12 protein-coding genes are annotated in these 11,566 nt (G+C 65.2%); 5 read left to right on the top strand and 7 right to left on the bottom strand.

Features of this window, described 5'->3' with window-relative positions; all coding sequences use genetic code 11:
- Nucleotide 1: 1 nt before the first annotated feature.
- Nucleotides 2–340: a P-II family nitrogen regulator gene (locus EJB06_RS30070; RefSeq protein WP_054266216.1), complete on the bottom strand. Its 339-nt coding sequence runs from the start codon at nucleotides 338–340 to the stop codon at nucleotides 2–4.
- Between the two features lie 10 nt (nucleotides 341–350).
- Nucleotides 351–1,103: a TorF family putative porin gene (locus EJB06_RS30065; protein WP_126077708.1), complete on the bottom strand. Its 753-nt coding sequence runs from the start codon at nucleotides 1,101–1,103 to the stop codon at nucleotides 351–353.
- Between the two features lie 267 nt (nucleotides 1,104–1,370).
- Here EJB06_RS30065 and EJB06_RS30060 point away from each other — a divergent pair, with 267 nt between their 5' ends.
- Complete coding sequence (locus EJB06_RS30060; RefSeq protein WP_126077707.1) at nucleotides 1,371–1,625, top strand: accessory factor UbiK family protein; 255 nt, start codon at nucleotides 1,371–1,373, stop codon at nucleotides 1,623–1,625.
- A gap of 237 nt (nucleotides 1,626–1,862) precedes the next feature.
- Here the strand turns inward: EJB06_RS30060 and EJB06_RS30055 are convergent, their stop codons facing one another.
- Nucleotides 1,863–2,855, bottom strand: a complete 993-nt coding sequence (locus EJB06_RS30055) for a helix-turn-helix transcriptional regulator (RefSeq protein ID WP_164558076.1) — start codon at nucleotides 2,853–2,855, stop codon at nucleotides 1,863–1,865.
- A gap of 135 nt (nucleotides 2,856–2,990) precedes the next feature.
- Between EJB06_RS30055 and EJB06_RS30050 the strand changes: the two genes are divergently transcribed.
- Nucleotides 2,991–4,988, top strand: coding sequence for a TonB-dependent receptor domain-containing protein (locus EJB06_RS30050; RefSeq protein ID WP_126077705.1), 1,998 nt, complete (start codon nucleotides 2,991–2,993; stop codon nucleotides 4,986–4,988).
- 1 nt (nucleotide 4,989) lies between these two features.
- Complete coding sequence (fes, locus tag EJB06_RS30045) at nucleotides 4,990–6,591, top strand: enterochelin esterase (RefSeq protein WP_126077704.1); 1,602 nt, start codon at nucleotides 4,990–4,992, stop codon at nucleotides 6,589–6,591.
- A gap of 10 nt (nucleotides 6,592–6,601) precedes the next feature.
- Here fes and EJB06_RS30040 read toward each other — a convergent pair whose 3' ends face one another.
- Nucleotides 6,602–7,537 carry a hypothetical protein gene (locus tag EJB06_RS30040; protein WP_126077703.1) on the bottom strand — a complete coding sequence of 312 codons (936 nt, stop codon included), beginning with the start codon at nucleotides 7,535–7,537 and terminating at the stop codon, nucleotides 6,602–6,604.
- Between the two features lie 735 nt (nucleotides 7,538–8,272).
- Nucleotides 8,273–9,181, bottom strand: coding sequence for a transcriptional activator NhaR (gene nhaR / locus EJB06_RS30035; protein ID WP_126077702.1), 909 nt, complete (start codon nucleotides 9,179–9,181; stop codon nucleotides 8,273–8,275).
- A 109-nt stretch (nucleotides 9,182–9,290) separates the two neighbouring features.
- Here nhaR and EJB06_RS30030 point away from each other — a divergent pair, with 109 nt between their 5' ends.
- Both EJB06_RS30030 and EJB06_RS30025 read left to right on the top strand, forming a co-directional pair.
- Complete coding sequence (locus EJB06_RS30030) at nucleotides 9,291–9,686, top strand: HPF/RaiA family ribosome-associated protein (protein WP_126077701.1); 396 nt, start codon at nucleotides 9,291–9,293, stop codon at nucleotides 9,684–9,686.
- A 27-nt stretch (nucleotides 9,687–9,713) separates the two neighbouring features.
- A complete protein-coding gene (locus tag EJB06_RS30025; protein ID WP_126077700.1) occupies nucleotides 9,714–10,679 on the top strand; it encodes a TerC family protein in 966 nt (321 codons plus the stop codon).
- 68 nt (nucleotides 10,680–10,747) lie between these two features.
- On the opposite strand, the gene EJB06_RS30020 is transcribed toward EJB06_RS30025, so the two are convergent.
- Complete coding sequence (locus EJB06_RS30020) at nucleotides 10,748–11,263, bottom strand: SRPBCC family protein (RefSeq protein ID WP_126077699.1); 516 nt, start codon at nucleotides 11,261–11,263, stop codon at nucleotides 10,748–10,750.
- Between the two features lie 70 nt (nucleotides 11,264–11,333).
- A complete protein-coding gene (locus EJB06_RS30015) occupies nucleotides 11,334–11,552 on the bottom strand; it encodes a hypothetical protein (RefSeq protein ID WP_126077698.1) in 219 nt (72 codons plus the stop codon).
- Nucleotides 11,553–11,566: the final 14 nt, after the last annotated feature.

Genomic DNA, 11,566 nt, shown 5'->3' with positions numbered 1-11,566 from the left:
ATTAAAGTGCTTCGTTGCCGGTTTCGCCGGTGCGGATACGCACGACCTGTTCCAGGTTATAGACAAAAATCTTGCCGTCGCCAATCTTGCCGGTGCGCGCGGCGCCTTCGATGGCTTCGATGGCCTGTTCGACGATGGCGTCGTCCACCGCCGCCTCGATTTTGGTCTTGGGCAAGAAGTCGACCACATACTCGGCGCCCCGATACAGCTCGGTGTGGCCTTTCTGGCGCCCGAAGCCCTTGACCTCGGTGACGGTAATCCCCTGCACGTTAATGGCCGAGAGCGCTTCACGCACTTCGTCCAGCTTGAAGGGTTTGATAATCGCGGTGATCATTTTCATATCGAGCCTCTCAGAAAGTTTTGGACACGGTCAGCACGGCGCGCGAACGGCCCAGGTCCTTGCCGTTGACCGGGCTGACGTACATGTCGGTGTTGGCGCTGATGACGGCCAGCGCGACCGAGGCAACACCGAAGTCCTTGGTCAGGCCGATCTTGGCATCGTTGTAGCTCAGTGCATCGTTGTGCGCCACGCGCTGGCGGCCGACGTGCAGGTTGAGCACCAGGCCGGTGGCCAGTTCCAGGTTGGCGCCGAGGTCGAGATAGCCGCTGCCCTTGCTGTCGGTGGTGCCGAACAGGTTCGTGGTCGAGTGCGAATACTTGATGTAGGCCGGGCCCATGCCGACCTGGCCGTACAGCTCGAAGGTGTTGGCGTTCGGGTTCAGGCCGTTGGATGGGTAAGCGTAGTACAGGCCGCCCACGTCGTAGCTGACGCCCTTGGCGATCTCGCCGCGCTTGCCGCCGTACAGGTCGATTTCGACATCGCCGTCGCCGCCCAGGTCCTTGGTCCACTTGATGGTCGAGGCCCAGATGCCGGCGTAGGCGCCGCTCGGGTTGTGGGTGTAGTCGGCGCCGCCCTGCACTGCCGGCTTCATGCGGGTTTGCGACAGGCCGCGGTAGCGGTAGTCGCTGGTCACGGCGGCGTTGAAGCTCACTACATGGTCGGGCACGGGCTCATCGGCGGCCTGGGCCAGCGGGGCTCCCAGGCTTGCCAGCGCCAGAGTCAGCGCAGCGGCGAGAGACGACGGAGTAGACAGCTTATTCATGGCGGTTCCCTTATGGTTTTTTAACAGAGACGGCGGTTGGGGTTTAAAATGAAGCCTGGAGCATGCACACTGCTTATTTACCCATTAGCAGAAGTCGTGCCAGCTCCGCGTACGCCCGGACGCGACTTGATTTTGCTGCGGGCGTCCCCAACTTGCTGTTAATAAACAGTAAAATTTCCGCGATTCCTGTCGCGGCCGGCCTATATGCACCAAACTGGCCCACCTGCCGCACCGCAGCGGTGCGCTACCGATTTCACGAGGATTGCGATGGATATGAACAGCTTTTTCAACGACTTGCAGGGCAAGATCAACCAGGCCATCGAGAGTTCGCCGGCCAAGGACATCGAAAAGAACGTCAAGAGCATGATGACCCAGGGCTTTTCCAAGCTCGACCTGGTCACGCGCGAGGAATTCGACATCCAGGCCCAGGTGCTGGCCAAGACCCGCGCCAAGCTCGAAGCACTGGAACAGCGCGTGTCCGAACTGGAAGAGCGCCTCAACCCGGCCAAGCCGCAAGCCTGAGCGGGAGCCAGGCCGGCGCCCGAGGCCGGAACGCGGATGTTTTGCCAAGCAATTTGTTAGCAAAAAAACCTTGTTCCGATTGGCCTTGCGTCATGCTCCCGTCATCTGGGAGGATTATTCTGACCCTGTTGGTGACATGCCCCTGCATCTCCCACAGGTTAGTCCGGTGACCTCGAACACCGGCACCAGACACGCGCAGCCGGAAATCCTCCGGCTGCTTTTTTTTGCCCGGCCGGCTCAGCCTGGAAGGGTATGCGCCTGGCGCGGGCTGACTCCGTACCGCTTCTTGAAGGCGGTGGCGAAATTGCTCGCCCCCGCATAGCCGGCCGCCTCGGCCGCCTGCGCCACGCCGGCCCCGTCCGCCAACAGCCGGCGCGCGCGCTCCATGCTTAGCCACCGCAGGCGTTCGAACACGCTCGCGCCCCAGGCGCGCCGCGTCAGCGCCTGCAGCGAACTGGGGTTGGTGCCCAGTTCGCGCGCGATCTCCGCCATCGACAGTTGCGCGCCCTGTTCGCTGCGCAGCAGCTCGTCCAGGCGCGCCAGCCGGCGCCGGTCGGCGGCGCGCAGCGGCGCCGCCTGCGCGACCGGGGCAAAGGCCGCCAGCGCCTCGCTGGCCAGCTCGATGCAGCGCCCTTCCAGGCGCAGGCGCTGCAAGCCCGGCGCCAGCGCCGCCGGCGCCAGGATGTCCGCCGCCAGCCGGCGCGCCCGCGCCGACACCGTCCACGGCTGGCACGCCAGGTGCTCGCGCAGGAAGCCGCGCAGCGCCGGCGGCGCGGCGTGCGCGTCGAGCCCGGCCAGCGCCATCCATTCCGGCGTGAGCGTCAAACTCACCTTTTTCTCGTGGCGGCCGCGCCGCCAGCGCCGGCTGAAGCCATCGGCTTCGGCCAGGTTGACCAGCGCCCCCGCCGCGCGGGTGCCCGGATCGGCGCTGTCCGGCCCCAGCGCAAAACGGCGGTGGCCGTACGACAGATCGGTGCAGCCCTCGATCACCACCACGATCTTGATGCCTGGATGCAGGCTGTTACTGGTTTCCAGATCGCGCAGGTCGCGCACGGCGGCCGCGTGCAGGATCAGGCCCGGGCGCAGGTGCAAGGTGTCGAACTGGCCGTGCAGCAGCGCTTCGTCGGGCGGGCCGCTGTCGCCGAAGTGATAGCCGGAGCCGAGCAGGCCGGCGCTGCGCACCAGGTCCGCGCGCGTGACCAGCCGCGCGGGGTTTGGCGTTGCGGACATGAAATTTGCTGAATCAAACATTTTTCTGGTTTTTGCAAAGCTTTGAAGATTGCCAGTGTGACATAATCCTGCCTTACTCGTAATAGGAATCATTCGCATTTGATTGCGCGTGTTTGTTTGTCTGTGGAGAATCCCATGAAGTCCCCCGCCCTGGCCACGCTCGCGTGCGCCGCCCTGTCCCTGGCCCGGCCTGCCGGCGCCGCCCATGCCGATCCCGCACCGCTGCCGGTGGTGGTGGTCAGCGCTTCCTCGCTGGAACATACCGTGAAAGATGCGCCGGCCAGCGTCTCGGTCATCACCCGCGCCGACCTGGAAAAACGTCCGGTGCTGGAACTGGCCGACATGCTCGGCAGCATCGAAGGTGTGTCGCTCTCGCGCAACGGCAACCAGGTGGCCGGGGTGCAGCTGCGCGGCCTGGGCCAGGCCTACACCCTGTTCCTGGTCGACGGCAAGCGCGTCAATTCGAGCAATGTGAGTTTTCGCGGCAACGACTTCGACACCGGCTGGGTGCCGACGGCGGACATCGAGCGCATCGAGGTGGTGCGCGGGCCGATGTCTTCGCTGTACGGCTCGGACGCGATCGGCGGCGTGGTCAACATCATCACGCGCAAGATCGGCAAGACCTGGCGCGGCTCGCTCAAGCTCGACACCGTCCAGCCCGGCAACGACGGCGCCGGCGACACGCGCTCGGCCAGCGTCAGCGCCAGCGGCCCCCTGATCGCCGACGTGCTGGGCCTGCGCGTCAGCTCCTCGTACGACAAGCGCAAGCGCGACGCGGGCCTGAACGCCCCGGTCGACGGCGTGGCCCAGCCCGGCTTTCCGCTGATCGCCAACCGTGCGCTCGGCGCCGCCCTGGCATGGACGCCGGGCAGCGGCCATGACGTCAAGCTCGGGCACGATACCAGCCGGCGCGACCACGGCGGCACGGTACTCGAACGCGAGGCGACCTCGCTCAGCCACCGCGGCCGCTACGGCGAGGCGCGCTCGGAAGCGACCCTGAACCTGGACACGACACGCAACCTGGTCGGCACCGTGAGCGGCCAGGCCAACCCGAACAAGGCCCGCACCAGCAGCCTCGACGGCAAGCTGATCCTGCCCTTCGACCAGGCCGGCCAGAGCGTCACCGTGGGCGGGGAGTTGCGGCGCGAACAATTGCACGACCCGGCCAACATCACCGGCCTGCCCGGCACCGCCGGCTACCGCCAGGACCCCAATATCGAGATCGCGCAGTACGCCCTGTTCGCCGAAGATGAAATCAGCGTGCGCGAGAACCTGAAACTGACGCTCGGCAACCGCTACGACCACCACGAGAACTTCGGCGGCCACCACAGCCCGCGCGCCTACCTGGTCTATCAGCTCACGCCTGCGATCACCATCAAGGGCGGCTGGGCGCGCGCCTTCCGCGCGCCGACCCTGCTGCAAGGCAGCGCCAACTGGGGCTCGGTGTCGTGCGGCAGCGCCACGGTGGGCTGCTACATCATCGGCAGCCCCGGCCTGTCGCCGGAGACCAGCACCAGCAAGGAACTCGGCATGCAGTTCGACGATGGCCGCGTCGGCGGCGGCATAACCCTCTTCGACAACAAGCTGAGCGACATGATCGACATCAGCAGCCGCACTTCCGACAAGGCGCTGGCGCAGACCTACGCCAACTTTGCCGGTTTCCTGCCGGACGGACGGCCGATCTTCACCTACCAGAACATTGCCAAGGTCCGCACGCGGGGCGTGGAAACCCATGTGCGCACCGAATTCTCGCGCCAGTGGTCGGCGCGCGCCAATCTCACCTACACCGACGCCAAAAACGCCAGCAACGCGCGCGCGCTGCCGCTGGTCTACCGCCCGCGCCAGAACGCCAACGTCAGCGTGGACTGGCGCCCGACGGCGCAATGGTCGTCCAGCTTCACCGTGCGCCATATCGGCGAGCAATACCTGAGCGTGCCGTCGAACGGGCAGAACCTGGTGCGCAAGCAAGCCTACCAGGTGGCCGACCTCAGCGCGGCGTACCGCTTCGGCAACGGCGCGACGCTCGGCGCCGGCGTGCTCAATCTGGCAGACAAGGGCCGCCAGCGTGACAGCGCGGCCGATTTCAACGAAGAAGGCAGGCGCGTGTTCCTGTCGATGATGGCGAGGTTTTAAGATGCTGCGTTCAACGATCCTGGCGGCTGCGGCCGTCCTCTTTTTCACCCACGCGGCGCAGGCGGCAGCGCCCTTGCCTGCATTCAGCGGCAACTTGCAGGCGCAGCAGGCGCGCGCCCATGCGCTCACCCTGGCCGAAGGCGACTACGTGCAAGGCACCATCAGCGGCCCCGGCATGCGCCTGGTGCTGCTCGACGCGCAGGGCAAGCGCGCGCAGATCCTGGCCAAGGGCAAGCGCGACGAACAGGAATTCATGTTCGTGGCCGGCGCCAACGGCCCCTACACGCTGGACGTGCGCGCGCCCGAGAGCGGCGCCTACCAGCTGAAACTGCTGCAGCTGGTGCCCCGCGCGGCCCAGCGCGCCGCCCAGCAAGACATTGCCAGCCCGCGCCTGCAGGCGCTGCGCCAGACGCTCGGGGAAGGCGGCGACAGCGGCGCCTTCTGGCGCGAGGTCGAGCGCGCCGGCACGCCGCTGGTCGAGATGACCGGGCCGGACAAAACGCAACCGCTGGTCACCTTCCTGTGGCGCGGCGCGCGCCAGAACGTGCGCATCATGGGCGGGCCGTCGTCCGACCATGACGAGATGGCGCGCCTGGGCGAGAGCGACGTGTGGTTCCGCAGCTACGCGGTGCCGCCCGGCACGCGCCTGAGCTACCGGCTGGCGCCCGACGTGCCCCAGCTCGACAGCCCGCCGAACGTGCGCCGGCGCGCCATCCTGGCCACGGCCCAGCGCGATCCGCTCAACCGCCTGAGCTTTCCGGACAAGCCGCTCGACCACTTCGACGGCGCCTCGGTGCTGGAACTGCCGGGCGCGGCTCCGCAAGCGTGGGTGGCGCCGCGCGCCGGCGTGACGCCAGGCAGCGTGGAAAAAGTGCGCCTGGCCAGCAAGGCGCTGGGCAACACGCGCGAGATCTATCTGTACCGCCCGCACGGTTACCAGCCAGGCGCGGCAAGCAATGCGCTGGCCGTGCTGTTCGATGCGGAAACGTATCTGAGCGAAGTGCCGAGCGCGACCATTCTGGACAACCTGGTCGCGGCCGGCGCGCTGCCATCGACGGCGGCGATCCTGATCGCCAATCCGAGCAATGCCACGCGCTCGGCCGAGCTGCCGCCGAATCCCTTGTTTGCGCGCTTTCTAGCGGAAGAATTGATGCCCTGGGCGAAGCAGCGCGGCATCTGGGCCACGGCCGACAAGACCGTCATCGCCGGGGCCAGCTATGGCGGGCTGGCGGCGGCGTATGCCGGTTTCATGCATCCTGAACTGTTCGGCAAGGTGTACAGCCAGTCGGGCTCGTTCTGGTGGTCGCCCGAAGGGAAAGGGCGCGAGTCCGAGGCGGAATGGCTGACCCGGCGCTTCGTCGAAACGCCGTCGCGGCCGGTGGAATTCTTGCTGGAAGCGGGCTTGTTCGAAACCGGGCGCAACGGCGCAGCCGGCATCCTCGATTCCAACCGCCACCTGCGCGACGTGCTGCGCGCCAAAGGCTACAAGGTCACGCACCGCGAGTTCGCCAGCGGCCACGATTACTACCACTGGCGCGGCAGCCTGGCCGACGGACTGGTCGCGCTGATCGGCAAGGGCGATGGCAGGGCTGACGGCCAATGAGGCAGGCGCCTCAGCCGGGATGCCTGGCCTTCCAGTCGGCGAACTGCTGGTCGACGACGGCGAACAAGGCATCGTAGATCGTGGCCGGGTCGTCGTCCAGCAGCGGCTCGTCATGCCCGTACCTGCCTTCGCGCTTGCCGAACATGGTCTTGAGGTCGGTGTTGAGCCAGATGCCGTCGAAGTGATGAAAGTAGGTATGGGCAAACTGGCGCAGCCCTGGCGCATTGACGAGATGCGTATCCCACAGGCCGCGTTCCAGCGCCAGCGCGACCAGCTGCGACGGCCGCGTTTGCCTGCGCAGCATGGCGTCGAGCAGGTCCTCGTGCCCGGCAAACATGCTGCGCTCGATCCAGCCGCGTTCCAGCGCCCATTGCACGAACAGGCCGGCGCCGCTGTGAATATCCTTCACGAAATGGAACGACGTCAACTCGCGGCCTTGCACGATCTGCACGCGGCCGTTGGTGCGGCCGTGGTACGACCATAGCAGCAGCTCGATATCGCGCCCGGGGTCCAGCATCAGGGTAAAGCGTTTTTCGAAGATGCCGTTCTCATGCGTCTTTTCGCTGTAGTGCTCGGGCATGCGCGCGGCCACCGCATCCCACAGGGCGTCGCCGTGCACGCCGAACAGGACCGGGTCGCGGTAGGCGCTGCCGAAGCCGACGTGCTGCAGGACCGGGCAGATGGCTTTTTTGCCGACCGGCTTGGGCGGATACGACCGGTTCACCACCATGCGGCTGAAGAGCAGCTCGACATCGGCCTGTTTCGCGGACATCCACACCGTGTCGTCGTGCTTGGCGTTGCCGATCGATTGCGGCGGCGCCTTGCCGAAAGTCGCTTCCGCCAGGGCGCACAGTGCCGGATCGTCGGCGGTGCGCCCGACCATGCTGCACAGCATCTTGAGCCGCTCGCCCATGCCCTCGATGTGGTCCAGGTAGCCTGCCGGCATGCCCACCGCGCCGGCGTCCGATTGGCTGGGCGGCGCGCGGCGTTCGGGCGGATCGCCCGCCGTGTAGGCGGAGAAATCGAATTGGCCGCTGACGGCGGGGCGGCGATCCTGCTTTTCTTGAGCCAGGAGCGGAACGCCTTGCGCGCGGCCACCTGTTCGGGTTCGGGGTCCTCGTCGTCGTCGAGATCGATCTCGGTCCCGGTGTCGCCCGCATCGATGGCCAGCAGGAAGGCGTCGAACGATTCCGCGATGGTGCGCAGTTCGCCTTCGGAGCCGATATACACGACGGCGGGCGGCGCGACCGCTTCGCACAGGCCGACCAGGGAACCGTCGGGCAGGCCGATGAAGCCCCAGGTGTGTTCGCCCCAGCGCTCCATGCCTTCCCAGTCGTTGCCGCCGGCCAGGTTTTGCGGGGAAAGCTCGAAGTAGCCGAGGTCGCCGTACTCATAGGGCGCGAGCCAGGTGAAGAATTTGGCCATCAGGGGTGGTACTGGGCGGCCGATTTCTTTTTCCCATGCGGCTACGTCAAAATCCATCGATGTTCCTGTTCTCTGAAAGCGGGTGTGGATGCACAGTATGCGCCAAGTGCGCGCTTGCCAACGTTTGTCCCGGCAGTGCCTGCGGCTTGACTTGTTTGCATTCGCGCACCAGGCCAGTGTGCAGCGGGGCCGGCCGGTCCGGGATGCCCATGCGGCGACGTCAAGGCCCGACGATGTGCCTGCTTCCGTCCTGTCATCACGCAACCCTGGCGAACAGGCTGTCGCGCGCCATGTTACTGATCGCCAAGGTGGCGGGATGGCTCATGCGGCGCTCGGTCGTGATGGCATACACCTGTTCGACCAGGGAATCGACCTGGCCGAGCGCCACCACGCGGTATTGATCGCAGACCTGGCGCGCGATCACGGTCGGCGCAAAGAAGACCCCCGCGCCCGACTGGCCGAAAGCCTTGATCATGGCGCTGTCGTCGAACTCGCCGACCACGCGCGGATGCACCTGGCTTTTTTCCAGCCACTGCAGGACGCGCTGGTGGATGGCGAAGTCTTCTCCCGGCAAGAGTATGGGCGCGCCGTTCAGGCATGCGGGAAAGTCCTCGCCGAGGCTCTTCGCCAGCTCCGCCGTGGCAAACACGGTCATTCCGCTTTCGCCGAGCAGGTGGTTGTAGCCGCGCACGCTGAGGTGGCTCGGCATGGGGCGGTCGGCAATGATGAGGTCGAGCCGGTGCACCGCCAGGTCAGCCACCAGGCTGGCCAGCCGGCCTTCGCGGCAGATCAGCTTGACCGGCTCGCGCAGGTCCAGGGCCGGCTCCACCAGCTGGCAGGCGATCAGCTTGGAGACCGAATCGGCGCAGCCGACCCGGAACGAAATCGTGGTGGTGAAGGTCTTGTCGCGCACCAGCTCCAGCAGTTCGTCGCCGGTGCTGAAGATGTCTTCCGCGTAGCTGAGGATGCGGCGCCCTGTCTCGGTCAGTTCCAGGTTGCGCCCGACACGCCGGAACAGTTCGACGCCGAGCGTATCGGCAAATTCGCTCAGCTGGCCGGAGATCGATTGCGGCGTCAGGTGCAGCTGGGCGGCCGCCTTGGCGATGCTGCCGGTTTTCGCCACCATCCAGAAATAGCGCAGGTGCTTGAAATTCAAAGAAGACATGTTACCTTTCAATACATCGATTTATTCGATCTCTCAGCACATTATATTCGAGTTGTACGATGCATTCGTGCGGCCTATAGTGAATCCACTAACCCAACAGGAGAAAATCATGCGCGTCACCATCCAGGCAAACGGATTTGTACTCACCGAAGCATTACGCTCGTACACCGAGCAGCGGCTGGGCATGGCATTGGGCTGGGCCGGACAGCACATGCGCAAGCTGGCCGTGTCGCTGTCCGACATTAACGGTCCGCGCGGCGGCATCGACAAGCGCTGCAAGATCCAGGTGCAGCTCGGCGGCGGCAAGGAAGTCATCATCGAAGATACCGAAGCCGACCTGTACGTGGCCATCGACCGCGCCGCCGACCGCGCCGACCGCGCCGTGGTGCGCCAGGTCGAGCGCAAGCGCGATTTTGCCCACACCCGCCTGCCGGCGGCCGTCTCTGCGGAAGAGGAGACCTCCGGCGACGATGCAGGGGAGCGCCGCGATGACGCGGCGCGCTAAGCGACTAACGATGACTGAGAGCATTTTATGAACGGATTAGAAACTATTGCAAGCGCCCCCATGTGGGCGGGATTCGTCGGCTTCGTGCTGGTCATGCTGGCCCTCGACCTGTTCGTATTCGGGGGCAACAAGGCGCACAAGGTCAGCGTCAAGGAGGCCGGCGCCTGGTCGGCGGTGTGGGTCAGCCTGGCGCTGCTGTTTAACGGCGGCCTGTGGTGGTACCTGAAGGGCACGGTCGGTTCGGAGATCGCGGACCAGAAAGCGCTGGAATTCTTCTCGGGCTACCTGATCGAGAAAGCGCTGTCGGTCGATAACGTGTTCGTGTTCCTGCTGATCTTTACCGCCTTCCAGGTGCCGCAGCAATACCAGCGCCGCGTCCTGATCTACGGCGTGCTGGGGGCGATCGTGATGCGTGCAATCATGATCTCGGCGGGTGCATGGGTGGTCAGCGAGTTCAGCTGGGTACTGTATCTGTTCGGCGCGTTCCTGCTCTTTACCGGCCTGCGCATGCTGGTGGCGGTCGACGAGGAACCGGATGTGGCGAACAACCCGATCCTGCGCTTCGCACGCAAACACTTGCGTGTGGCCGAAGGCGATCACGGCGAAAAGTTTTTCGTCGCCAAGGATGGACTGCGCTACGTGACGCCGCTGTTCCTGGTGCTGCTGCTCATTGAAGTGACGGACCTGGTGTTCGCGGTCGACTCGATTCCGGCGATCTTCGCCATCACGACCGACCCGTTCATCGTGTTCACGTCGAACATGTTCGCTATCCTGGGCTTGCGGGCGCTGTACTTCCTGCTGGTGGATGTGGCCGACCGCTTCCATTTGCTCAAGTATGGCCTGGCCATGGTACTGACCTTCATCGGCGCGAAAATGCTGATCATGCCGTGGTATCACGTGCCGGTACAAGCGTCGCTGGCCGTGGTGGCGGTGCTGATTACGGCAAGCTGTGTGGCCAGCCTGTTCATCACGCCCAAGGATGACAAGAAGTAATCAGTAAAACGCGGGAAGTCAAGGAGGTCCGGTTCGCCGGACCTCTTTTTTTGCGTCGCACGCTCCGCTTATAGCGGGTCGCCGCATCGGGCGCCGTGATAAGCGCGCTGCCACGCTTCGACCTCGGCGGCATGGGCCGACAGGAAAGCATGCATGCGCGCGAAACGCTTGACGGTCTGGCGCCGGAACACGTGGTGGACCACGGGTTCGATCAGCCAGCGCAGCAGGCGCGGACCGGCTTCGATGTTGTAGGTGTAGATCAGCAGCGAACCGCCGCCGGCCGCGCGCTCGTGCTTCATCGACGCCGCCCACCTGGAAAAAGGAAAGGACGTGCCGACCATGCGCGCCGCCGCCAGGCGCGGGCGCTGGTAACTGACGAATTCGGTGCGCATCGACAGGGCGCGCAGCAGGCCGCCGCCGGTGCTGGCACTGACCGCGCCGACCGACGGGCATGGTGCGCCGCCATCGAGCTCGGTGTGCGATACCAGGCTGTCCCAGCGCGCGCGCCAGTGATGGTAGTGAAAGACGTCGAACACGACTTCGCACGAGGCGGGCATGGGGAAAATAATACGGTCGTGCGCCATCGGGTCAACTTCTCAAGGTAGGAACAACAGGATGACACCTGGCCTGTCAGCCAAGCTGCGTCGGTTTCTGTTAGCAAAAATGCCTTACGAATGATGTTTCCATGTCGTCGAATTGCGCGGCTGGATGGCTACAGGAATTCAACACCCGGGTCCCGTTGTGGCGAACATCGATGAGATGTCGAGTCAAGGCGATCCCGCCGGGTACCGATCCGATCGCCAGATTGTTCGCATTCTTCGCGCGCTGCCGCGCCATCTTGCTAAAGACGTTCGTGTCCAGAATATACTTCATGCGCCCGAGCCATC

Origin of the sequence: Massilia atriviolacea (assembly GCF_003953935.1) — a bacterium.
GTDB lineage: Bacteria > Pseudomonadota > Gammaproteobacteria > Burkholderiales > Burkholderiaceae_D > Telluria_A > Telluria_A atriviolacea.
This window is presented reverse-complemented; position numbering and strand designations above follow the sequence as displayed.